24 protein-coding genes are annotated in these 23,117 nt (G+C 68.8%); 7 read left to right on the top strand and 17 right to left on the bottom strand.

Going from position 1 to position 23,117, the window contains the following annotated elements; translation table 11 throughout:
- Nucleotides 1-62: 62 nt before the first annotated feature.
- Nucleotides 63-557 (bottom strand): ATP-binding protein, encoded by a 495-nt coding sequence (locus ACFY0F_RS12000; protein ID WP_388792119.1) that lies wholly within the window; start codon nucleotides 555-557, stop codon nucleotides 63-65.
- 271 nt (nucleotides 558-828) lie between these two features.
- Between ACFY0F_RS12000 and ACFY0F_RS11995 the strand changes: the two genes are divergently transcribed.
- Both ACFY0F_RS11995 and ACFY0F_RS11990 read left to right on the top strand, forming a co-directional pair.
- The gene (locus ACFY0F_RS11995) at nucleotides 829-1,680 is read left to right on the top strand and encodes a helix-turn-helix domain-containing protein (protein ID WP_388792118.1); all 852 of its coding nucleotides are present in this window, start codon (nucleotides 829-831) and stop codon (nucleotides 1,678-1,680) included.
- Nucleotides 1,681-1,690: 10 nt separating this feature from the next.
- Complete coding sequence (locus ACFY0F_RS11990; RefSeq protein ID WP_388792117.1) at nucleotides 1,691-1,882, top strand: hypothetical protein; 192 nt, start codon at nucleotides 1,691-1,693, stop codon at nucleotides 1,880-1,882.
- A gap of 32 nt (nucleotides 1,883-1,914) precedes the next feature.
- Here the strand turns inward: ACFY0F_RS11990 and ACFY0F_RS11985 are convergent, their stop codons facing one another.
- The 16 genes from ACFY0F_RS11985 to ACFY0F_RS11910 all read right to left on the bottom strand — a co-directional run bounded on the left by ACFY0F_RS11985 (nucleotide 1,915) and on the right by ACFY0F_RS11910 (nucleotide 15,607).
- Nucleotides 1,915-2,331: a hypothetical protein gene (locus tag ACFY0F_RS11985; protein ID WP_388792116.1), complete on the bottom strand. Its 417-nt coding sequence runs from the start codon at nucleotides 2,329-2,331 to the stop codon at nucleotides 1,915-1,917.
- 107 nt (nucleotides 2,332-2,438) lie between these two features.
- Nucleotides 2,439-3,056 (bottom strand): OmpA family protein, encoded by a 618-nt coding sequence (locus ACFY0F_RS11980; protein ID WP_388792115.1) that lies wholly within the window; start codon nucleotides 3,054-3,056, stop codon nucleotides 2,439-2,441.
- Between the two features lie 7 nt (nucleotides 3,057-3,063).
- On the bottom strand, nucleotides 3,064-3,645 hold the full coding sequence (locus tag ACFY0F_RS11975) for a hypothetical protein (protein WP_388792114.1): 582 nt from the start codon (nucleotides 3,643-3,645) through the stop codon (nucleotides 3,064-3,066).
- Between the two features lie 16 nt (nucleotides 3,646-3,661).
- Nucleotides 3,662-4,282, bottom strand: a complete 621-nt coding sequence (locus ACFY0F_RS11970) for a pilus assembly protein TadG-related protein (protein WP_388792113.1) — start codon at nucleotides 4,280-4,282, stop codon at nucleotides 3,662-3,664.
- A complete protein-coding gene (locus ACFY0F_RS11965) occupies nucleotides 4,282-4,512 on the bottom strand; it encodes a hypothetical protein (protein WP_388792112.1) in 231 nt (76 codons plus the stop codon). Before ACFY0F_RS11965 ends, ACFY0F_RS11970 begins: the two co-directional genes overlap by 1 nt.
- Nucleotides 4,513-4,604: 92 nt before the next feature.
- Nucleotides 4,605-5,366 carry a response regulator gene (locus ACFY0F_RS11960; RefSeq protein ID WP_388792111.1) on the bottom strand — a complete coding sequence of 254 codons (762 nt, stop codon included), beginning with the start codon at nucleotides 5,364-5,366 and terminating at the stop codon, nucleotides 4,605-4,607.
- Nucleotides 5,363-6,577: a sensor histidine kinase gene (locus ACFY0F_RS11955; RefSeq protein ID WP_388792423.1), complete on the bottom strand. Its 1,215-nt coding sequence runs from the start codon at nucleotides 6,575-6,577 to the stop codon at nucleotides 5,363-5,365. The genes ACFY0F_RS11960 and ACFY0F_RS11955 overlap by 4 nt, the downstream gene beginning before the upstream one ends.
- Before the next feature lie 136 nt (nucleotides 6,578-6,713).
- Entirely contained in the window at nucleotides 6,714-7,601 is an 888-nt protein-coding gene (locus ACFY0F_RS11950) for a DUF5936 domain-containing protein (protein WP_388792421.1), read from the bottom strand.
- Nucleotides 7,602-7,625: 24 nt separating this feature from the next.
- Complete coding sequence (locus tag ACFY0F_RS11945; RefSeq protein WP_388792110.1) at nucleotides 7,626-8,570, bottom strand: type II secretion system F family protein; 945 nt, start codon at nucleotides 8,568-8,570, stop codon at nucleotides 7,626-7,628.
- 9 nt (nucleotides 8,571-8,579) lie between these two features.
- Nucleotides 8,580-9,917, bottom strand: coding sequence for a CpaF family protein (locus tag ACFY0F_RS11940; protein WP_388792109.1), 1,338 nt, complete (start codon nucleotides 9,915-9,917; stop codon nucleotides 8,580-8,582).
- A complete protein-coding gene (locus tag ACFY0F_RS11935) occupies nucleotides 9,914-10,294 on the bottom strand; it encodes a TadE/TadG family type IV pilus assembly protein (RefSeq protein ID WP_388792108.1) in 381 nt (126 codons plus the stop codon). The genes ACFY0F_RS11940 and ACFY0F_RS11935 overlap by 4 nt, the downstream gene beginning before the upstream one ends.
- Nucleotide 10,295: 1 nt before the next feature.
- On the bottom strand, nucleotides 10,296-10,625 hold the full coding sequence (locus ACFY0F_RS11930) for a pilus assembly protein (RefSeq protein WP_388792420.1): 330 nt from the start codon (nucleotides 10,623-10,625) through the stop codon (nucleotides 10,296-10,298).
- A gap of 62 nt (nucleotides 10,626-10,687) precedes the next feature.
- Complete coding sequence (locus tag ACFY0F_RS11925) at nucleotides 10,688-11,938, bottom strand: CpaE family protein (protein ID WP_388792107.1); 1,251 nt, start codon at nucleotides 11,936-11,938, stop codon at nucleotides 10,688-10,690.
- A gap of 12 nt (nucleotides 11,939-11,950) precedes the next feature.
- Complete coding sequence (gene cpaB / locus ACFY0F_RS11920; RefSeq protein ID WP_388792106.1) at nucleotides 11,951-12,655, bottom strand: Flp pilus assembly protein CpaB; 705 nt, start codon at nucleotides 12,653-12,655, stop codon at nucleotides 11,951-11,953.
- A gap of 85 nt (nucleotides 12,656-12,740) precedes the next feature.
- Nucleotides 12,741-13,571, bottom strand: a complete 831-nt coding sequence (locus ACFY0F_RS11915; protein WP_388792418.1) for a hypothetical protein — start codon at nucleotides 13,569-13,571, stop codon at nucleotides 12,741-12,743.
- A 365-nt stretch (nucleotides 13,572-13,936) separates the two neighbouring features.
- Nucleotides 13,937-15,607: a trypsin-like serine peptidase gene (locus tag ACFY0F_RS11910; protein WP_388792105.1), complete on the bottom strand. Its 1,671-nt coding sequence runs from the start codon at nucleotides 15,605-15,607 to the stop codon at nucleotides 13,937-13,939.
- Between ACFY0F_RS11910 and ACFY0F_RS11905 the strand changes: the two genes are divergently transcribed.
- From ACFY0F_RS11905 to ACFY0F_RS11885, 5 genes are all read left to right on the top strand, one after another.
- Nucleotides 15,606-15,779 carry a hypothetical protein gene (locus ACFY0F_RS11905; protein WP_388792104.1) on the top strand — a complete coding sequence of 58 codons (174 nt, stop codon included), beginning with the start codon at nucleotides 15,606-15,608 and terminating at the stop codon, nucleotides 15,777-15,779. The genes ACFY0F_RS11910 and ACFY0F_RS11905 overlap by 2 nt on opposite strands.
- Nucleotides 15,780-16,079: 300 nt before the next feature.
- Nucleotides 16,080-16,952, top strand: coding sequence for a hypothetical protein (locus ACFY0F_RS11900; protein ID WP_388792103.1), 873 nt, complete (start codon nucleotides 16,080-16,082; stop codon nucleotides 16,950-16,952).
- A 242-nt stretch (nucleotides 16,953-17,194) separates the two neighbouring features.
- Nucleotides 17,195-17,758 carry a hypothetical protein gene (locus tag ACFY0F_RS11895; RefSeq protein ID WP_388792102.1) on the top strand — a complete coding sequence of 188 codons (564 nt, stop codon included), beginning with the start codon at nucleotides 17,195-17,197 and terminating at the stop codon, nucleotides 17,756-17,758.
- Nucleotides 17,755-18,411, top strand: coding sequence for a hypothetical protein (locus ACFY0F_RS11890; RefSeq protein WP_388792101.1), 657 nt, complete (start codon nucleotides 17,755-17,757; stop codon nucleotides 18,409-18,411). Before ACFY0F_RS11895 ends, ACFY0F_RS11890 begins: the two co-directional genes overlap by 4 nt.
- Nucleotides 18,411-23,111, top strand: coding sequence for a putative T7SS-secreted protein (locus tag ACFY0F_RS11885; RefSeq protein ID WP_388792100.1), 4,701 nt, complete (start codon nucleotides 18,411-18,413; stop codon nucleotides 23,109-23,111). Before ACFY0F_RS11890 ends, ACFY0F_RS11885 begins: the two co-directional genes overlap by 1 nt.
- Nucleotides 23,112-23,117 lie beyond the last annotated feature (6 nt).

Genomic DNA, 23,117 nt, shown 5'->3' with positions numbered 1-23,117 from the left:
CCCGTCGGTGAATCCGCAGGTGGGGAAGTCTCGGCGTGAGACATTCCCTCCAATCGCACACGTCAGGTCCTGAGGTACGCACTCGCTGCGGTTCGGGGCAGCACCGCCCACATGCGCGTGCCACCGCCCGGTTCGCGGGCTTCGCCGAAGTCCCAGTCGCCCTCGCAGGCCCTGACCACGCAGGCGAGCACCCGCAGCGCCGCACGGCGGCGGGTGTCGCAGGCGGTGGCGAGACGGGGGTTGATGTGGCGGGGGTGGCCGTCGAAGAGGCTCACGCGGAGGGCGGCGTCGCGGTAGCGCAGGGATACGTAAATCTCGGCGGAGGGTGTGAAACGGCAGGCACAGGCGGTCAGTTCGCTCACCACCTGAACGGCGGGGTCTGTCAGATCCCCGAGGTCATGGACCTGGAGGATCGTCCGGACCGCTGTCCGGGCGATCGCAGCGGTCTGCGGGGAGGCGGGGAGCGTGAAGCTGTAGGCGAGGGTTTCTGGGGTGGAGGGCGTCGGGAGCAGGTTCGTGGATGGCGGGACCAGGCAGGACGTCAGGTTTGCGGGCATGACGGCGACTTCCTTGTCGTCGGTCTGGATTGACGCCTCGATCGGTGGCCTGTCTCCCTGACGCGGCCCGCCCCTCCCAGGGGAGGAGTTTGCGGGCAGGCTCGCGCGATGCGCTTCCGGGTGGCGCCGGGCCGTGTTCGACCCGTCACTGAATGTATGGGCATGGGAGTCACGTTGTCCATCTAGTTGGTGATAATTACCCCCTCACCATGTGGACCGCCGGGCGGCGGACCGGCAGACTGAGGCGACCAATGGCAGGCGAAGGGGTGGCATGGCGACGAGAAGCGCACCGACGGAGCGACAGAAGCGGTTGGGCGCCGAGTTGCGGAGGATGCGGCTCGCGGCGGGAGCCACTACGGAGTACGCCGCTGGTCTGCTCGGCATCGATCGGACCCGGCTGTCCAACATGGAGTCGGGGATCCGCCCCTTCTCAGCGGAGCGCGTGCGCACCCTCGCCTGCAACTATGCCTGCGCCGACGAGCGTTATGTCGAAGCACTAGCCTCGATGGCGGACGAGAAGGCACGGGGTTGGTGGGAGCACTACCGAGGCACCCTGCCCACCGGCTTGTTGGACATCGCGGAGTTGGAGTGGCACGCCGCGCGAGTGCGAACGGCCCAGGTGATGCATGTACCCGGGCTGCTCCAGACCGAGGAGTACGCCCGTGCCGTCTTCGCCGCCGTACTCCCCGCCCTGACCCGGCTGGAAGTGGAACTGCGGGTGGACCACCGCATGAAGCGGCAACAGGTGTTCGAGCGGGCCGAGCCGCTTCCCTACGTGGCGTACGTCCATGAAGCCGCGCTGCGCATGCCGTACGGCGGCGCCGAGGCGACTCGGCGCCAGCTGGAGCATCTGGCCGCCCAGTCGGAGCGCGAGACCATCGACGTCCGCGTGATTCCCACCAGCGTGGGTGGCTTCCCGGGGGCAGGCCACGCCCTGCTCTATGCCGACGGTATCGTCCCGCAACTGGACACTGTGCAGCTGGATTCCGCGCACGGCCCTGAATTCACCGGCGCCGAGGCACAGCTCACCAAGTACCGTGCCCACTTGGATTGGATGGACGACGCGGCGCTGTCACCGGCGGCCTCCCGCGACCTCGTCCGGACCGTCGCCCGAGAACTCTGAGGGAGCCACCATGACCGACATCAGCTGGGAAGACCCCTTCTGCGGCGAGGGAAACAACTGCTTCCGCATAGGCACCGACCCCCAAGGCAACGCCTACATCGCCGTCGCCGGGCAGGAGGAGCACTACGTCACCGACACCCTCGAAGCACTCCGCACCCTCATCCTGGAGATCAAGGCCGGCAAGGCCGACCACCTGCTTTGACCTCTGGCCGGCGAACCCCTGCGGTCACAGCACTAGCCCACCGAACCGACCAATGTCTCGAAGCCCGAGTCGTCGCAGTAAGACACTGCACGCCCCTCAGCCCCGACGTCGCCGCCGACCGCGTTGACGGTGTCGTCGAGGATGCGGGTTCCTCCGTGTTCCAGGCCTGCCCGGTCAAGCCTCTTCGAGGCCTCGATGACCGCATGTCCTGCCGACTCGGTGTCGTCGGACTCGGACTCGGACTCGGACGACTGGTCGGCGTCTGCCTCGCCGGTCGTTGTGGCGTGCGCGACGTCCTGCCAGGAGCCCAGCTTGCTGCAGTAATCCCGTTGCCACTCTTTGGCCCGCGCTGGATGGTCGTCTGACGAACAACCGCTCATCAGGACAGCGGCGACGACAGCGACCGCTGCTCGCTTGACTGCCCGTGCGATCCCACCGGTGTGCTGCATGGACATGCCCTCCCCGAAGCTGCCGACACACAGTATGGATCGCGAATGCGTCGCCTTGCGGCGACCTCCACGCACCGCCTATGCGGCCACAGCCGGCTCCATCAGCTCTACGAGCGCGGGAAGCTGACCTCCACCCGGCGGTTCTTCTTGCGGCCCTCCTCCGTCGAGTTGTCCGCGATCGGGTACTGCTCGCCGTAGCCCCGCACCTCGAAGGTGATGTTCGCGTCGTTCAGGTCCTGGTCGAGGACGCCCTGCACGGCGTTGGCGCGCTGCCTCGACAGGACGTCGCCGTGGGCCGAGGAGCCCAGGTTGTCCGTGAAGCCGAAGACCCTGACCTGGGTCGCGTTCTGCTTCTTGATCTCGTCCGCGATGGCCTGGATACGGGACTTTGCGTCGTCGCTCAGCTTGAAGCTGTCCTTGCCGAACAGCACCTCCGCCTGCAGGGCGAACTTCACGTCCGCGTTGGTGTCCTCGCGGCGCTCGTCCCCGCTCTGATCCTCGACGACCGACTTGATGTCCAGCACCTTGGGGTCCGCGAGGGTGGCGCCCTCGGGGAGCTTGAGGTCCGGGTCGGTGGGGTCGATCTTCACGGGGGCGGAGGCCGAGGGTTCGGTGCCCGGGGGCACGCTGGGGTCGGTGTCGTCGGCGCGGGCGGTTGTGGGGGCGAGCAGGAGGAAGGCGGCGGCGGTTACCGCGAGGGGGAGGCGGTGGCGGGTTGTGGTCACGGCGGGCTCACCCGGAGATCTTGATCGTGCCGCTGGAGAAGGTGGGTAGCTGGAGGGTTACTTCGGAGGTGCCTGCCGGGGGCGAGGGGAATTGCATGAAGACAGGGATGGTCTGGCCCGACTGAATCGAGGTAAGACCGATTGTCGTCAACGGTCGCCCCTCTGTATCGCGCAGTACGTAATAGCGTTTCTTACCCTTGGAATCCACCAGAGTGGCACCACCGAGCGACGTGCCGTGCTGCACGATCTCGGTCTCATCGCCGCGAAGAGCGGACGGGATGACCAGTGACTGGGACGCGTCGTTCTTCAGATCGCCGTTCACCGTGACAAAGCCACCGGAGTCCCTCTCGGCAGCGGTGATTTGGAGTGTCAGACCACCTTGCCCCCGGAGTTCAGCCAATGGTGCGTCCGGCTTCTGCTGCTGGGCGCTCGGGTTCGATCCAGTCCCCTTGGAGACGGACGGCAAGGTCTGCGGTTTCTTGTCCTCGCTGCCGCCGCCACCGCAGCCCGCCAGACCGACGGCCAGACCGGCCGCAACGGTCAATGCGACCATCCCCCTTCGGGCCTTCGCAGTGAACCGAACACTCATCGCTCTGCTTCCTTCTTCAATCGTTGTTCGCAGGTGAGTCGGCCAGGTAGACGTCGAAGAGATCCTCGGGTTTTGGGAGGTCCTTGAGGTCGTCGGGGTCCAAGGGGTATGTGTTGCCCTTGCAGGTCAGTCCTGGCAGCGTTTCACCGCCGGGGTTATCGCCGGGTGACGAGAAGTTGCAGAGTGGCTTTACTACCGCTCTGGCATGCGCTGTTGACTTCATATCCTCCGTGCCTGGCACGACGGAGGATCCCACGTTTTTGTTGGTCGTCACGGTGAAGAAATAGGACAGAGGATTATCCGTAGGGCAAGCATTATCTATCTTCGCGTCGTTCTGGGTGGCAAGCTGCTCGGCCCTCAGGCATGGGAGACTGGAGTCGATCTCCACCTGCCCATGGAGGTCTCTCAGCCACTTGGTGGGATCGAGAATGTCTTCCACCCACTTCGCCGCGAACTGGTCCCGCGCGCTCTGAGCCGCCGCCAGAGCCGCGGCATCCGCAGCTGTCTGGGCACCGTTCCGATTCACCGCCGCCTGCCCCACCGCAAGGTACGCGAATGCGAGAAAGAGCAGGCCCGCCACCACCGTGATGTAGATGGGGAAGGCCTGCCCTGCGTCGCCGTGCAGACGTGAGCGCACTAAACGATTTTGTTGATCTGCGACATGATCTTGTCGAGGATCGCCGAGCCGATGCTGGTCCCCGTAACCGCCAGCACGATCGCCACCACCACGGCGATGATCCCCAGGTACTCGACCGCCGTCTGCCCCCCGTCGCCCGCCCGGCGCCGCAGCGCGCCAGCGGTCGTGTTCTTCCAGCCGTTGACGCGAACCTTGGTCGCCACGGCCGTCTTCAGCATCAGGTCGCTCATGGTGTTCCCCTCCGGGTTCGCTACCGACCCGGGCACCGTACGGCCGGACCCCCCATCCGCCACAGGGCCCCTGGGCCCAATCCCACCGCATCTCACGCCACCCCCAGCCACTTGGCGGCCGCCTGGGAGCGGCTGGTGCTCTGCAACTTAGCGAAGATGCGGTTGATGTGGTTCTTGACCGTCTTCTCGCTGATGAAGCACGCGGCGGCGATCTGCTGGTTGTTCATGCCCGTCGCGATGAGGTCCATGATCTCCGCCTCCCTCGTGCTCAGCCGGAACTGCGACCTGGTCGACTGTCCCACATATGATTGCAGTTGCGAAAGACCCGAGTGGGCTATTTGCCCCTGGACAGCAGGAAGTTGCATGACCGCATGTGCAGATGCAGGGGAGCATGGCAATCCCGTCGCGGCCAGCGCCGACGCCGCGCTCGGGGTGAAGTGCGGTCTGCCTGCCGTGGTGTCCCGTACCGCCTTCACCAGTTGCTCCACCGTGAACTCCCCGTGGACCAGATAGCCGACCGCCCCCAGCCGTACCGCCTCCCGCACCGTCTCCGACTCATGGCTGTACGTCAGCATCATGACCGGGGCCAGCCGTACCAGGTCCGGGAGGGCGGTGAGGCCGTCGACCCCGGGCATGCGGACGTCCAGCAGGACCACGTCGGGGCGGTGGCGGCGGGCCGCGGCGCAGGCCTCGCGGCCGTCGGCTGCCTCTGCGACCACTGTGGTGTCCTCCCGGCTGGAGAGGAGGGCGGTCAGGCCGGCCCGGACCACCGGATTGTCGTCGGCCACCACGATGCGCAGCGGTGGGGAGGGGGTCGGGTTCGGATTCGGCGGCATCGGGTTCCCTCCTCTCATGCGTCCTTGGTCGGTACGGACGGTACGGGTCTCAGGGCCGCCAGCGGGAGTTCCAGGCGGATCTCCGTGCCCCGGGGGTGGTCACCCCGGCCGATACGGATGCGGGCGCCCACCGACTCGGCCCGTTCGACCATGCCCACGACGCCGAAGTGACCCGTGCGGCGCAGCTGGTCGAGGCTGGTGTCCGGTGGCAGGCCGCGGCCGTCGTCGTAGACGGTGAGGGTCAGTAAGTCACCGTCGGCAGCGGCTTCTACCTGGACGTGGGTGGGGAAACCGTGGCGGTGGGCGTTCTCCATCGCCTCCGAGACGACCGTGAGGAGCTGGCGGGCCACCGCCGGGGGGACGGAAGGGGGTTCCTGGCCGGCCGGGGAACGGAACGTCGCCGGGATGCCCGTACGGGTCGTGAAGTCCTTCGCCATCGCGGAGAGTTCCGTCCCTACATACGTTCCGTCGACGGGGTCGCTCTCCCGGCGGAGGTCCGTGAGGAGTTCCCTGGCCTCGGCCGCCGCCCTGCGCGCCGACCGGGCCACCAGTTCCGCCTGCGCACGCAGCACGGCCGGGTCCCTGCTGTCCGCGGACGCCGAGGCCGCCAGGCCGTCCGCGGCCAGGGCCACGCCGTAGAGGGTCTTGGTCACCGAGTCGTGCATCTCGCGGGCCAGGCGGGCACGTTCGGCGTGCACCGCCTCCGTCACCGCCAGGCGGGCCTGGACCTCCGTCAGGGCCTGGGTGGCCGTGCCGAAGCGGAGCATCAGGTTGCGCAGGGTCGAACCCACGGCGCCCGTGATGACGCACAGGCCGGGCAGGAGCAGCGACTCGGCCAACTCCGGGTCCTGATGTCCCCTCAGCGTGGCGTGGACCAGGAGCAGGATCAGGGACTGGAGGGAGGCGAAGCACGCCGCTCCCCGCCAGCTGTAGACCAGGCCCGCGAGGAGCGGGGTGCAGACGCTGACGTACGCGAGTGTCGTGTCCGGGCCGGCCGAGATGAGGAGCAGGGAGCCGATCAGGGTGTCGGCCGCCAGCAGGCTGGGGTGGCGCAGGAGGAGGGGGCCGAAGCGTTCCCAGTCCCTGAACAGGACGTACGACACCATGAAGGTGACGACGACCGCCGCGCCGACCAGGCGGACGCCGATGCCGGGGGCGGCGTTGACCAGGGCCGCGGGGGCGGCCAGGGCGATCATGGCGAGGCGGAAGCCGAAAACCTGGCGGCACATGGCCTGCAGGGCGCGGAGCTGGAGCTTCTCGGAGGCGGGTGGCTCCGGTCGGAGTTCGTCGCCGTCGGCGGCCCGCCATCGCCGGACCGGTCCCACCCGCCACCTCGTCGTCGCCATCGCCATCACCCCACCTCCTCTACTTCCCGGTGATCGAGCCGAAGTCCACGCCGGACCCCAGGATCAGGCCCGAGGCGAGGAGGAGCATGGTCGCCGGGACCATGAAGGTGGTGATCATCAGGGTGGCCCGGGGTACCGCGCGGGCGGCCTTGCGGCGGGCGTTCTGGGCGTCCGTGCGGCGCATGTCCTTGGCGAGGGCGACCAGGGTGTCGACGATCGGGGCGCCGAGTTCCTCACCCTGCTGGAGCGCCGTGACGAACATGGCGACCTGCTCGGAGTCGTTGCGGCGGCGCAGTTCCCTGAAGGCCTCGCGGCGGCTCACGCCCAGGTCCATCTGGCGCAGGGTGATGCGCAGTTCGTCGGCCCAGGGTCCCTCGTACCGGGAGGCCACGCGGTCCAGGGCCTGTCGGAAACCGAGGCCCGCGCTGACCACGACCGCGAGGACGTCCAGGAAGTCCGGCAGGGTCCGCTCGATGACGTCCTTGCGGATGCGGATCGCGGACCAGATGCCGACCTCCGTCCAGAACGCGCCGAAGGCCAGCAGGAGCAGGGCGACGAACCACTGGCCGCGCAGGAGGAAGAGCAGGAAGCCCACGCCGCCGAGCGCCCCGTACACCGCGCGGCGGGCCGCGTAGCGGTCGATGGTCAGGCCGCCGGGGTTGCCCGCGAGGTCGATCCTGCGGCGGTACCTGGCGACCAGCTTGGGGCCCATCAGCCGCAGTACGGCGGGCGCGTAGCGCATGCCCATGCGGTCGACCACGGAGTGCGCGGCGCCGGTGCGGGTCGCGCCGACCTCCAGGGCCAGCACGAGGTCACTGGGCAGTTTGGCGTCCGCCCGGTACATGCGGATGCCCATGAAGGCGCCCAGGACGCCGATGCCCATGGCGAGCGCGAGGAGCAGGGCCATGCCGTCGTTCACCTCCTCAGGTCCTCAGACGTCGATGCGGCTCATGCGGCGGATCAGCACGAAGCCGATCGCGTACAGGGCGAAGGCGATGAGCACGCAGGCCTGGCCGATCGGCGAGCCGGTCATACGGTCGAGCGCGCCGTCCTTCACCCCGTTCATCAGGAACAGGGCGCCGACGCCGAGGACCGGGACGGCGTACGAGGTCATGGTCACCTGGGAGAGCTGGGTACGGATCTCACGGCGGGTCTCCTTGCGTTCCTCAAGGGTCTCCGTGAGGTTGCGCAGGGCGCTGACCACCTGTCCGCCCGCCCTGTTGGACAGGACCAGCGTGGTGACCAGGACGACCAGTTCGCGGGAGGGAAGCCGGTCGGCGAGCTCGCCGAGGGCGTCGTCCATGGAGTGACCGATCGCCAGCTGGTCCGCGACCTTGGCGAGTTCCTCGCCCGCCGGGGCCTCCAACTCCTCCGCGGCCATGCCGATGGCGGTGCGCAGGGCCAGGCCGGCCTGGGTGGCGTTGGCCAGGATGCGGGCGAGCTCGGGCAGTTGGTTGATGAAGCGCTCGATGCGTTTCTGGCGTTGCCAGTTGAGGAACTGCCACGCCGCCCAGACGCCCAGCAGTCCGGCGAGCGGGCCGAAGAAGGGCGCCAGGGTGGCCTGGCCGATCAGCCAGAGCGCGGCCACCGTCGCGAGCATGTACGCGAAGAACTCGCCCGGGGTGACGTCCAGGCCGGTCGCCGCCAGCCGCAGTTCCAGCTTCTTGCCGAGTCCGGTGCCGCGCAGCCGGCGGTCCAGTGTGCGGAAGCGGCGTCGGCGGCCGGTGCCGGGGACCTGGCCGGTGTACGTCAGCCGGTCGACCAGTTCCGCCCGCTGGGCCCGGCCGGACGCGTAGGCGTGCAGGCCGAGCACCGCGAGGACGCAGGTCAGCAGGGTGACGCCGGTGGTGAGGCTGACGAGGGTATGGAGATCCATGGGGGTGGCCTACCTGGCTTCTCGGGTGGTCAGCTGGTCCAGCGTGTGGGCGACGCCGAAGGCCTGGGGTATCGGCTGGCTCGCCATGTAGAGGCGGTCGGCGGTGCGGCGCGGCAGCGGGAAGTACTGGAAGGCGCCGTACACCCGGCCGTCGTGGGTCATCGGCTGGGCGTCGAAGCGGGCGACGGTCACCAGTCGGTACGGTTCGCCGCCGTGGCTGTCCAGGACGGCGATCTCGGTGATGCGGCGGGCGCCGTCGGCGAACCGGGTGAGCTGGACGATGACGTCGACGGCGCTGTTGATCTGGTCGTGCAGCGCCACGAAGGGGACCTCGACGTCGGACATGGAGGCGAGGGTCTGCAGACGGGTGAGGGCGTCCTCGGCGCTGTTGGCGTGCACGGTGGCGAGGGAGCCGTCGTGGCCCGTCGACATCGCCTGCAGCATGTCCAGGGACTCACCGCCGCGGACCTCGCCGACCACGATCCGGTCGGGGCGCATCCGCAGGGAGTTGCGGACCAGGTCGCGGATGGTGACCTGGCCCTTGCCCTCGACGTTCGGCGGGCGGGACTCCAGGCGGACCACGTGCGACTGCTGGAGCTGGAGTTCGGCCGAGTCCTCGATGGTGATGATGCGCTCGTGCGCCGGGATCAGACCGGAGAGCGCGTTGAGCAGGGTGGTCTTCCCCGTGCCGGTGGCGCCGGAGACGATGATGTTGAACTTCGCCTGCACCAGACCCGCCAGCAGGAACACCATGTGCTCGTCCAGCGAGCCCAGGCCGATCAGCTCCTGGAGGGTGAAGGAGCGCGGGAAGCGGCGGATGGTGAGGGTGGGGCCGGTCAGGGACAGCGGCGGGATGATGACGTTCACGCGCTCGCCGGAGGGCAGACGGGCGTCGACCATCGGGTTCGACTCGTCGACGCGCCGGTTGACCGTCGACACGATCCGCTCGATCGTCTGCATCAGCTGGTCCTGCGAGACGAAACGGATCGGCAACTGCTCGACCCGGCCGCCACGCTCCACGAAGATCGCATCGGGGCCGTTCACCATGATCTCGGTGATGGAGGCGTCTTCGAGGAGGGGTTCGAGGATGCCGAGGCCGAGCGCCTCGTCGACCACCCGGCGGATCAGCTGGCCGCGCTCCACCGTGGACAGCACCGGGCCCTCACGGCTGATGATGTGCCCGAGCACCCGTTCCAGCCGCGCCCTGCGCTCGGCGGCGGCCAGCGAACTCATCTCCGCGAGGTCGATCTCCTCCAGCAGTTTGGCCCGGTAGGAGGCGACCAGATGACCGTCCTCGCCCCGGCTGCCGTGCTCCTCGGGGGTGGTGATGCGTGCGCGGAGACTCATGGGGCGGGGGCTCCTTGGGCTGGGTGGTCTAGCGGCATGGTGGCGGTCTTCTGGGCGGTGCCGAACTTCCAGAAGGGCACGATCGAGGGGATGTGGACGTTGGCGGTCACCTTGACGGAGTCGCCCTGCGGCTCTTCCCCGCATTGCACGTCGAGCCCACCGCTGACCGCTTCCCTGCACGCCTGCTGAGCGGTGCCCAGCTGCAGTGAGGCGGCACGAGCCCCCGCCCGGGCCGCCGTCCCCGCCTGCTCGGCGGCGTACGCGACCACCCCGATCTGTAAGCCGGCCATGCCGACGAGGAGCAGGATCGGGACGAACCCGAGGTACTCGATGGCGACTTGGCCCTGGTCGCGGCGGCGTTCACGGCGGTACCGCATGTCAGTGCTTCACCTCCTCCACGGTGCCGGCGTGTCCGTGCACGGTGACGGGGAAGTCGATACTGCCCGGGAAGAGGACGGGCACCTTGAGGGAGACGTCGGCCTGGACGTAGCCGACCGGTGTGCAACTCACCTTGGCACCCTCCCTCCAAGCGGCCGACAGGTCTTTCAGCCCCGCCTGCTCACAAGCGCCCTGACGCCCTGCCCCCGGTGCCACCGCCGTCCCCGCCCGCACCCCCTCGTCCGCAGCATTCCCGGCAAGCGTGTAGGCGTACCCCGTGAGCACGCACTGCCACATGAGCACCAGCGTCAGCACGATCAGCGGGGTCATGCCGAGCAGCTCGATGCTCACCTGCCCCCGGTCGCCCGCACCCCGGTCGTCCGCCGAACGTCTCACCCGCCCGCCTCCTTCCGCCGCCGGAAGCCCACCGACCCCCGGTCCCCCCGCGCCCGGCCGCGTCGGCCTCCCTCGGCCGCCTTGACCAGCCCCACCTCCCCCGCGAGCGCCCACAGGGCCTGCTTCACCGAGCTCCTGGCGTCCAGTTCGTGGACCCGCCCCGCGTCCACGGCGGCCTGGAGCTCCTTGAAGTTGGCCGGGACGGTGGTGCGGGCCACCGGGGTGCCGGTGATGCGCTGGACGAGGGGTGGCTGGATCTCCGTAGCGCGCGAGTGGCGGTTGACGACGACCGTGGTCTCCTCGGCCTTGCGGATCTGCAGCCGGTCCCACATCCGTACCGTCCGCTTGGCGGCGCGGACGGCGACCACGTCCGGGGTGGTCACCAGCAGCGCGGTGTCGGCCATCTCCACGGCGACCGCGCCGGCGCCGCTGAGCTGGGCGCCGCAGTCGACGACGACGACCTCGTAGCGGGAGCGCAGGGCGCTGACGAGCTGGCGGGCGGCGCGGTCGGTGACCTCCTCGCCGCGTTCGCCCTCACCGGGGGCGAGCAGCAGGGCGAGCCCCGTCTCGTGGCGGAAGACGGCGTCGGCGAGGACGCGCGGGGAGATGTCGTTGATGACGGCCAGGTCGACGACCGAGCGGCGGAACTGGACGTCGAGGTAGGAGGCGATGTCGCCGGTCTGCAGGTCGAGGTCGACGAGTGCGGTGCTCCGCCCGGAGGCCTGGGCGGCGAGGGCGAGCTGGATGGCCGCGAAGGTGGTCCCGACGCCTCCCTTGGCGCCGCTGACCGTGACGACGGTGCCGCCGGCGCCGCTGACCACGTCCGCGCCGTGGCCGAGATGGCGTCGTACCCCGGTGGACCACTGGGCGACGGCCTGGACGCGCATCGCCAGTTCCTCGTAGCCGAGGGGGAGGGTGACCAGGCCGCGGGCGCCGGAGTCCATGGCGGCGGCGAACAGGTGGGGGCCGGCGTCGGAGGTGACGAGGACGACGCCGACGGCCGGGAAGCGCAGGCCGACTTCGCGGATCAGCTCCAGGGCCGGGACGGGGCCGATGCGTTCGTGTACGACGACGACCTCGGGCAGTTCGTCGACGGACTCGGCGGCGAGCCGGGCCAGGGTGTCGACGAGCTGGGTGGAGTCGGTGACCGGCGGCAGCGGTTCGGCGTCCGGGAGCTGGCTGAGCAGGGTGGTGAGGGACCGGACCGCGTCCGCGTCACCGACCGCCGGGAGAATCCTGGTGGGCATGCGGGGCGCCTCTCACTTGTCCGTCGCGAGTTCGTACGTGCGGTCCTTGTCGGGGACCGTGGTCTGGCTGCCGGGGGCCACCAGGGCGAGCCGGACCCGCTGGGCGAACGACTCGGCGTACGTGATGCGCTGGGCGTCGACGGTGGACAGCGCGAAGGTGATCGGGACGGCGTCGGTGGGCTGCTGCTGGTTCTTGCTGTCGGGCTCCAGGGCGGTGATCTGGCCGACGTCGAGGACCCGGGCGTTGGTGACGATGATCTTCGACTGGTCGGGGTCGCCCTCCTTCTTGCCCTGGAAGGTGGCGTAGACGTTGACCCGGGAGCCCGGGGTGATCTTGCCGGCGACCCCGGTGGCCGCGTCGATCATGATCGCGACCTCCTGCTGGCCGGCCTGCAGCGCGGGCTGGTCGACGACCATGTCGGTCTGCAGCAGCGAGCCCTTCTCCAGGGTGGTCACCGCGATCTTGCCCTCGATCTGGCGGAGGCTGGTGACGGCGTTGGAGGACAGCCACCGCTTGGGCATCTTGATCTGCTCGAACTGGCCCGGATTCAGCGGCGCGTAGGGCGCCACCCTGGACCGCACCCGGTACGCGGTGACCTCGGGACCGACCTTGGACTGCACGTCGTGGACGACGGAGAGCACACCGGCGAACGCGCCGAGGGCGCAGAGGACCGACAAAATCAGGAGTATCACGCCGCGGCGCTGACGGGAGTTCATGAACCGTGCAACCTCATTGGGGGAATCGGTCGAGCGGGGTCGGGGCTGAGCGATGGCTGTGCGGGGTGCCGTGTGCGGCGCTTCGTCAGGCGGGCGTGCGCTGTTCCAGGGCCCGGGGGGCGGGCGGTTCGTGGACGGGCGGGCCGGCCGAGCAGAAGACGCAGCGGTCACCGATGACGTCGATGCCGCACCAGTGGCAGCTCCCCCGCCGCACCGAGGTGACCAACTGGTAGAGAACGGACAGGTCGGCCAGATGACTGCAGAACTCGACCACCTTGCCGGTCCCCCACCAGGACGGGGACTCGGCGGGCAGCGGGGCCTCCCGCAGGCCCTGCACCCCCCACGACTTCGCCAGCGCTCCCCCGACCCACTCGGACTGCAGCTGCCCCTTGGCGACCAGCAACCAGGTGCCGAACTCCGGGCCGCCGAGGGTCGCGTCGGGCCCGACCCGCACCAGTTGCGGCTCGGGGTGGGCGACCACCGCGAACTGGCTGCCGGGCATCCAGGACTTGGCGTGCGCCTTGAGGTCGACCGGTACGCGGTCCAGTCTGGCGACGGAGCCGAGGACGGCCCCGGCGTGGATGTAGTGGGTGAGCAGCCGGCCGGCGGAGGCGAGCACCCCCGGGCTGAGGTCGCAGGAGGCGAGCTGACGCAACTGGCGGGCGAGGACGGCGATGCCGAGGGGTGGCAGTTCGGGGCGGAACAGGGCGATGCGGTCGCTCTCCATGAGCGAACGAAGGGTGTACAGCCGCCGGATCACCCCTTCGGGGACGGCCCGCGAGGCCACCACGATGACGTGCCCATGCTGCTCGACGAGCGCCTGGAGTTCGGCCAGGGCGTCCTCGATCGGCCGCTGGTCCAGATCCCGCAGCACGACCGCGGGCACGGTCCGCTCATCCTGCGGCGGCAGCGCCATGTCGGCGCTGGTCACGGCAATGGCAGTTGGCACGCGCAGCTCCCCGCTCTTCACACCCGTCGACCCTGGCTGTGTTACTGCCCCGCTCGGGACGACTTCACTGCGTGACTTCGTGAGCACTGTAACCACGGCTACGTGAGCGGAGAACAGCGTTTGGATAGCTGGGCGGTAACTGTCTTTGCGCAACTCACGCCAAATCGGGGCAGGTTGTGCATTCGGTCATCTGCGGACCTGGGAGGCGGACCCCACGCCTCGACCTTGCGGCCCCGCTCAGTAGTCAGAGTGGGTCCGGCCGTTGCTCCGGTACCTCGGTCCCCCGGGCTTCGCGCGGTGTTCCGCGTCCGGCCCGGGGGGTGCCGGTCGGTTCAGGAGGTGGGGGCGACGAGCATGTGCTCGGACCCGAGGTGGTCGGTGCCGGTGTCGGTGTACATGGTGGTCTCGCCGTCGGACCAGCGGATGACGAGGTCGTCGGTGCGGTTGTTGCCGGTGTAGTCACCGGTGGTCATGGCCGCGTCGTGGGTCCAGGTCCCGTTGGGGTCCAGGATGCGCTGCTCGGTACCGAGGCCGGAGGTGGTGGTGCCGACGTAGTTGTCGAGTTCGCCGTCGGTCCAGCGCACCATGAGGTCCCACTTCTGGTTGCCGGAGAACTCACCGGCGGTCAGGAGTGTGGCGTCCTTCCAGGTGTCGTTCTTCGGCTTCAGCTGGTGTTCCTGGCCGAAGGTGCCGGCGCTGACGTTGGTGTAGAGGGTCAGTTCGCCGTCGACCCAGCGCACGATCAGGTCGGTGACGTACTGGGAGGCGTTGAATCGGCCCGCCGCGATCTGAATCGCGTTCTTCCAGAGGTCGTTGGGTTTGATCATCTGGGTGCCGGCCCAGTTCAGTCCCTTGGAGCCGACGTCACCGTAGAGGGTCACCTCTCCGTCGGACCAGCGCACCATCAGATCGGACTGGTTGGACCCGGTGAAGTCACCGGCGGTGATGGTCGCCGCGTGGGTCCACGTGCTGTTGGAGGCCAGCAGCTGCCGCTCGGTGTCGTAGCCGCCGTGTCCGTTGCCGGGGTAGAGCGTGACCTCGCCGTCGGTCCAGACGACGATCATGTCGCTGTGGCCGGTCTGGCGGAAGTCGCCGGAGGCCAGCAGCTTCGCGTGCTGCCAGGTGGATGCGGGACCGGGCAGCCAGGGGTCCCCGGACGCCTGGTACGGCGGTTTGTGGTCATCCACGTTCCGATGCGCGGCGGCGTCGGCGAACAGCTCCTGGGCGTCCTTGCCGTAGACCGGCGCATACGTCACCCAGTCGTCGTTGGCGTCGTTGCCGCCGCCGTTGTATCCGCCGGTGTTGCCGATGACCTTGCCGGTGCCGGTGGTGCTGTTGTAGTCCTCGATCCACGGGCCGCCGGAGACACCGCCGTAGAAGCCCTGGCAGGTCATGCGCATCTGCCTGAAGCCCGGCAGTTGGGAGGTGCTGACGGGGCATCGGACCGGCACATGGTCGGGGTTGACGCTGACGTCGTCGGGATAGCCGATGACGGTGACCTCGTGGTGGTAGCTGCTGGTCGGCGTGAACGTCAGGGCTCCCGTGACATCCTCCACCTTGCCCCGGCTGTTGGAGCCGACCTGAGCGAAGGCCAGGTCGAGGTCGGAGACCGCCTTCTTGCTGTTCCTCTCGTAGCGCGGGTCTATGTAGAGCCGGGACACCGGGAACACGCCGTCCGGCTGCTCGGCGGCGGGCTTCCCGATGCGGTACCGCGGCACGAAGATGCGGTGGGTGGCCGACTTCAGACCGAGGCCGCAGTGTCCGGCGGTGAGGACGATGTCCTTGGCGGCCGTGTGCACGACGCTACCCGTGCAGTATGTCTTCTTGCCGCCCAGCGGCGTCCCGTCGAAGAAGAACGTGCCGATCATCGGGTGGCCGAGGAAGTGCTCCGGGGTGGGGGTGCCCGATGGCGGCGGCCGTTTCGTGACGGCTGCGGTGATGCCGTGCTTCGAGGCGGCCTGAGCAGGGTCCGGCGGGGCATCGATCGGGACGGCGTCGGCCATGCGTTCAGCCGTCCAGTACTTCTCCTCCTCGCTCAGACTCGGCCCCGAGGGGGAGGGGGAAGTGTTCGGTTCGGCGGGCTGCGTCGAGGAGTCCGAGGGGGTGGCGGAGCCGGTCGGGTCGACGGCCCCCGCGACTGTCGACGACGGCGAGGGCAGCGTCGGCGGGACCTGAGGCCCGGCGCCGGGAGTCCCCGGTGATGCAGAGGCCCTCGGCGGGGCGGAGACCGCTGGTGACGGATCGCCTGTCCCGGCCCATGCCGTCCCCGTGCCGAGAATGCCTACACCCAGTCCCAGAGCAAGGGCTGGAATCCATCTGTATCTGGAACGCAAGAAGATGCCTTTCCGTCTTGGAGAGGGCCGAACGTGAGCGGGCCCCAACCACTCGAACCCGCATACATGTTCGATCGCGTGACCATAATGTACTACTAAGTAACAACTGGCTTGTCATCAAATAAGAGGACAGGGTGTGCCGATGGACCGACTCCGCAAGACCGCGTGGGCGGCACTCCCCCTCCTGCTCCCCTTCCTGGCGGCCGGGCCGGCCTCGGCATCCCCACCCGGACCCTCGCTTCCGTTCGGAAGCGTCCGCTCGGTGCATCCCGGCGACACACTGACGGTCAACGACAAGGCCAGCGACGTCACCTACCTCGCAACCATCAACTCCCCCGCATTCGTCGCGGCAGGGAAGCTGCGCATGAGGGATCCGGTGCTGACCACCACCGTCACCATTGCCTGCGACGCCCGTCCTGGCACCTACCCGGTGACGCGGCGCGGCGCTGGAGACGTGGGCCCGGACGAGCATCCGTTCCGATGGGCACGGGTGCGCGTGGAGCCCGCCGACGAGGCGGCACGCCGCGCCTGCCGGAACAAGGTCAGGAAACTGCCTCCGCCCAAGCTGGAGGAACGCTGGGCTCCGGACAGGACGTGGCCCCAGTCGCAATGGGACGTGCGGACGTTCCGGGCCGGCAGCCGCATCACGATCACGGACAACGACGACGAGGGATCGGACGGAGACATCACCCTCACCTCCCGCGCCTTCACCGACCACCCCGTACTGCGCGGCGCCAAAGCCGTCCTGACCGCCACCACCACCCTGACCTGCCAACCCGTACCCGGCATCTACGTCGTCTACCGGCACGACGTCGACCAGACCGGCCCCGCCAAACCCTGGGCCCGACTCCGCATCGCCCCCGCCGCCCCCGGAAGCAAGTGCCTGGCGCAGCACTCAACCAGGTCATCGCGCACACCCACCCTGGCCTGGGCCGCCGGCGGCGTACTCCTCACCGCGGCAGCCGGCATCGCGCTCCTCTTGCGGGCCCGCTCCCGCCGCACCACCGCCGCCTGACCACGCATCACCCTCGTCGCCCACCCTGAGGCTGCTGCGCCGGTGCGGGCGCAGCACGTTCGCGCCCGGGAAAGACGGAACCGAAGATCCTCGTCAACGTCGTCTCCGGCTGCCGGCGGGCCCCAAGGAACGCAGGCCTGAACACCCAGTGCTGATCGTCGCGGGTGGTTTGCGGCCGTATCCGAACGGTGAGGCACGTACTTCCTTGCAGTCGGCGGAACCCCAGTGTGATGATCCGAGGCATGTTCGAACACGGGGGTGACACCGACTCCGCGGCACGACTGCCCAGATCCCGGCTGTACGACTACGTGGACCTGGCCCGCCCCGACCAGCCGGAGGCGACCGGAGCGGAGAGGCCCGAGGGCGCCACTTCGCCCGATCCCGCGGCGCCCTCCGCCGACGCCGCGGACGCGATTTCGCGCAGGCGCCGCGAGTTCGCCGTGCTGCTGGGTGAGTTCCGGCGTACGGCGGTTCTGGTGCCGCTGGGCGACGGTCCTGGCCTGGACGGTGAACGGGGTCTGCTGACGGCCGACTTGAACGGTGTCCGTTTCATCCTCGCGTTCTCGGACGAGCAGGCGCTGGCCCGTTATGCCGTGGCGCGCGGTGAGGCGGCGCGTGAGTGGGCGTATCAGACGGTCCTTGGTGCCCGTCTGTTGGACGTGGCGGTGCCCGCGGCCGGGGTGCCGTGCGGGGTGGCGCTGGACTGTGCGGACGGGGAGGACGGCATGGTCTTCCCGCCGGTGCGGGGGATCGTGCCGGACAGGGCGGCGGTCGACATCGATGCGGAGACGGGGGACGGGGCATGAGCGGTGGCGGTAAGGACCTGGCGACGGACGGGCTCGGTCTGATCGCCAAGGGTCTGACCGATGCGCTGGGTGAGCTCAAGGAGCTCGGCATGGTCGGCGAGGCCGGAGCCGGGCGCGGGTTCAGCGACATCGCCCTGTCCGGGCTGGAACTCGGGCACGAGGGGCTGACGGGGGAGTTCAAGTCGTTCTGCGAGCGCTGGGAGTGGGGCGTGCGCTCGCTGATCAACGAGGGCAACGGGTTCGCTGTGAAGACGGGTCTGGCGGCGGGCACGTACTACGAGAACGACCAGTATGTGAAGGGCACCTTCAAGGTCGTCGAGAACGCGGCCATCGGCAATCCGTACGCCTCCGAGGAGGAGGTCGAGCGGATGGGCTGGGGTGACATCGCGAAGTCCGGTGCGTTCGGCGGGGACGTGGACTACAGCAAGGCCTCCTTCGACCAGGCGCTGGCCAACAGCGAGCAGGGCTGGAAGGACGCGGGCCGGGACGTGATGACCTCCAGCACCGCCGGGCCGCTGCGCATCAACCCGGAGAACCTGCACAGCGCGTTCGGTGTCTCCGACCAGGAGTACAACCAGTACCTGGACGACACCTTCGGCCCCTCCCCAGAGGCCCGGGCCGAGGCCGCTGGGCAGCAGGGCGGTGAGGGCTGATGGGGATCGGGGACATCACCAACTCGGTGCTGGGCGGTGCCGAGGACCTCTACGACGCGGGCAAGAAGAAGCTCGGCGAGGGCGTGGACTGGGCCACCGACAAGGTGGGTGAGGGCCTGGACAAGGTCGGTGCGCACGACTGGGCCGACAGTGTGGAGGACTGGGGCGACGGCATCGCCTCCGACCTGGGGGCCACCCCGGGCGAGCAGCAGCTCGGCCAGACCGAGGAGCCCAACGAACTCGTCCACGGCAGTCCGGACAAGATCCGGGAGAGTGCCAAGCACCTGCGGGACTTCCACGGTGCGTTCGACAAGGTGAGTTCGGGGCTGCGGAAGGTCGACTCCTCCGGCTGGCAGGGCGAGGGCGGTGACGCGTTCCGGGAGAAGTTCGGCGTGCACCCCACCAAGTGGGCGCAGGCGGCGGAGGCGTGCGACGCGGCGGCGGGGGCGCTGGAGTCGTACGCGGACACCGTCAAGTGGGCGCAAGGCCAGGCCAAGGAGGCCGTCGAGCTCTACAAGAAGGGTGTGCAGGCGTCCAAGGACGCCGTCGACGCCTACAACAAGAAGGTCGACGCCTACAACGCCAAGATCAAGGCCAACGAGGACCCCGGCCCCAAGCCCGAGCCGTTCCACGATCCGGGCACGGCCGACATCAAGGCCGCCGCCCAGAAACTCGCCGAGGCCCGCAAACAGCGCAACACCGCCGCCTCCGAAGCACAGGGCAAGGTCAAGGCAGCCCTCGCCCACGCGCCCGCCGAACCCCCGCCCCTGGACCGCCTCGGCAACGACTTCAAAGACGGTTTCCAAGCGGCCAACACCGAACTCACCCACGTGGTGGGCGGCGCCCTCAAGGGCACCGCCGGCCTGGTCAACTTCGCCCGCGGCCTCGACCCGATGGACCCCTACAACCTGACCCACCCGGCCGCCTACATGCAGAACGTCAGCATGACGCTCTCCGGCCTGGTGTCCACCGCCGCGCATCCCGAACGGGTCGTCCAGGCCGCCGTGGACGGCTTCAAGAAGGACCCCTCGGAGTTCGTCGGCCGCATGATCCCGGAACTGATCGGCACCAAGGGCGCGGGACTGGCCCGGGGCGGGCTGCGGCTCGCGCTGAAAGAGGGCGCGGAGGGCGTGGCGGAGCAGGGGCTGCGCAAGACCGCCCGGAACGCCGTGGAGGAAGGGGCCGAGGACGTCTCCCGGCGGCCGGGTGAAAAGGTCTGCGCGAAGGACCCCGTCGACGTCGCCACCGGCCGGATGGTACTGCCGCAGACCGATGCCTCTCTCCCGGCGGCCCGGCTGCCGCTTGTGTTCAAGCGGCAGTTCGAGTCGTCGTACCGTCTCGGCGGCTGGTTCGGCCCGACCTGGTCCTCCACACTCGACCAGCGCCTGGAGATCGACGCCGAGGGCGTGGTCTTCGTCGGCGAGGACGGCCTGACGCTCGCCTACCCGCACCCAGCACCGGGCGTGCCGACCCTGCCCACCCACGGCCCGCGCTGGCCCCTGGACCGCACCGACGACGGCTACACCCTCACCGACCCGAAATCGGGCCAGGTACGGCACTTCGCTGATCGCTCCGACACCCTGGCGTTGCTCGAGCAACTCGACGACCGCAACGGCGACTGGATCGCGTTCGAGTACGACGCCGACGGCACGCCCCGGCAGCTCACCCACAGCGGCGGCTACCACCTGTTGCTTTCGACGACCGATGGCCGAGTCACCGCCTTGCACCTGGCCGGTGGCGCAGCGGACGGCAGTGACCAGGAGCTGATCCGCTATCGCTACGTGGATGGCCATCTCACCGAGGTCATCAACTCCTCAGGCCAGCCCACGCGGTATGCCTACGATGAAGCAGGCCGCATCACCTCCTGGACCGACACCAACGACAGCCACTTCACTTACACCTACGACGACCAGGACCGCTGCACACACCAGTCTGGCGCCGCCGGCCACCTGCGCTCCACCTTCACCTACGGACCGGTCGACCCGGACACAGGCGAGCACAGCACAACCATCACCGACTCGCACGGCCACATCACCCGTTACCTGGTCAACCGCCGCTGCCAGGTGGTAGCCGAGACGGACGCCCTCGGCGCTACCATCCAGTACGTCCACGACCGCTACAACCGCCTGCTGTCCCAGACCGATCCTCTCGGACACACGACCTCGTTCGGTTACGACGACGCAGGGAACCTGCTCATAGTGACCCGCCCGGACGGCCGCGAAGCGAGGGCTGAGTACAACGCCCTTGGACTGCCGGTAAAGCTGGTCAACGCAGACGGCACGGTCACCTCGCAAACTTTTGACGAAAAGGGCAACCTCACCTCTGTCACGGACACGTCCGGGCAGACCACTCGCCTCTCCTATGACGCGGCAGGCCACCTGGCTGCGATGACCGACCCGCTCGGCCACACCACCGGCATCGTGTGCAACCGGGCCGGGCTGCCACTGGAGGTGACGGACCCGGCCGGTGCTATGACCCGATACGCACGCGACGCCTTCGGGCGCACCGTCGCGATCACTGATCCGACCGGCGCCACCACACGCCTGGAGTGGACAGTGGAGGGCCACCTGACCCGCAGCACGGCCCCGGATGGCACGACTGAGACCTGGACGTACGACGGCGAGGGCAACTGCACCAGCCACACCGACCCCATGGGCGGTGTATCCCAATTCGAGTACACCCACTTCGACCTGCCCAGCGCCCGGACCGGCCCGGACGGGGCGCGCTACGAGTTCCGGCACGACACCGAACTGCGCCTGTCACAGGTCACCAATCCACAGGGTCTGACCTGGAGCTACGAGTACGACCCGGCGGGGCGACTAGTTACGGAGAGGGACTTCGACGGCCGCACCCTTACGTACGAGTACGACTTGGCGGGCCGCCTCTCCTCGCGCACCAACGCGATTGGCCAGACGATCACCTTCGAGCGCAATGAGCTGGGCCAGGTCGTGCGCAAGGACGCCGCTGGGCAGGTCACGACGTACGCCTACGACTTCACCGACCAGCTGGCGCTGGCCACGGGTCCTGACGGCACCACGCTCACCATCCTGCGCGACCGCTACGGCCGCGTGGTCTCGGAGAAGGTCGACGGCCGGACGCTGACATTCACCTACGACGAGCTGGGTCGCCGCGTCGGCCGCACCACACCGACCGGCGCCACGACGAACTGGTCCTACGACGCGGCCGGGCGTCACACCGGCATGATCGCCTCCGGCCGGAACATCGACTTCCACTACGACGAGGCGGGCCGTGAGCTCTCTCGCCGCATCGGCCCTCTTACTCTGGAACACTCCTTCGACGCCCTCGGCCGCCTGACGTCCCAGTCCGTGCTGGGTCCGGTCGGTCGCAGGGTGCAACACCGCAGGTACACCTACCGCGCCGACGGCCACCTGACAGGTGTCGAGGACGAACTCTCGGGCGCCCGCCGCTTCGATCTGGACGCGACAGGCCGAGTGACGGCCGTCCATGCGGCGAATTGGACCGAAACGTACGCCTACGACACCGCAGGCAACCAGACGTCGGCTTCCTGGCCGGCGGGTCACCCCGGCCAGGAAGCGACCGGCGTGCGCACCTACGCGGGCACCCGTCTCATCCGTGCCGGGCAGGTCCGCTACGAACACGACGCCCTGGGCCGCATCACCCTGCGCCAAAAGACCCGCCTGTCCCGCAAACCCGACGTGTGGCGCTACATGTGGGACGCCGAGGACCGCCTGATCTCCGTGACGACCCCGGACGGTTCGCAATGGCGTTATCGCTACGACCCCTTGGGGCGACGCATCGCCAAACTCCGCCTCGCTCACGACCGCGGAGCCATCGCCGAACGGGTGGACTTCACCTGGGACGGCACAGTTCTGTGCGAGCAGACCACCACGACCACCGATCTGCCACACCTGGTTACCCTCACCTGGGACCACCAAGATCACCGGCCGGTTATTCAGACAGAACGTATCGTCGCGGCCAACGCAACCCAGCAGGAGATCGACTCCCGTTTCTTCGCCATCGTCACCGACCTTGTCGGCAGCCCCAGCGAACTCCTCGACGAACAAGGTGAGATCGCCTGGCACACTCGTGCCACTCTGTGGGGGAACACCGCCTGGGCAAAGAACAGTACGGCCTACACACCACTGCGGTTCCCTGGGCAGTACTACGACCCCGAAACTGGTCTTCACTACAACTACTTCCGCCACTACGACCCCGAAACCGCCCGCTACGTCACCCCGGATCCCCTGGGACTTGTCCCGTCCCCGAACCCGGCCGCGTACGTCCCGAATCCGCATATATGGGTCGACCCGCTCGGACTGAAGTGCGAGCCCCCCAGGGGGCACACCTCCCAGCCTGCTTTCAAGGACGATCCGTACCACCCGGACAAAGTGGAACAGCGGATTCGCGATATGCGCGAACTGTATGGGATCAAGGAACGTCCGCCACGCGGCATGATCGGTGCCAACGGGACCCAGGTGACGAGCAAGACCATGTGGAACCACGGGCCGTACCGGATCGACGTCGAGAATCCGAATCCAGGGCAGCGAGCCGGGCAGCTGCATTTTCAGGACCAGAGCAATCCCGCCGCAAAGTACCAGTACGATTTCGACGAAGGAAAGTTTCACGGCCTGCCACGTTCGATCGAAAAGGAAGTCGGTAAGATTCCTGGTTTCGAGGCTGGTATCCGCAAGGGGCTCAGAGTCCTGGGAGAGGATTGACGATGA

The sequence above is a fragment of the Streptomyces sp. NPDC001544 genome (assembly GCF_042894285.1).
In the GTDB taxonomy this organism is placed as follows: Bacteria; Actinomycetota; Actinomycetes; order Streptomycetales; family Streptomycetaceae; genus Streptomyces.
Note: the sequence above shows the minus strand (reverse complement) of the source record. Positions and strands in the feature narration are given on the sequence as shown.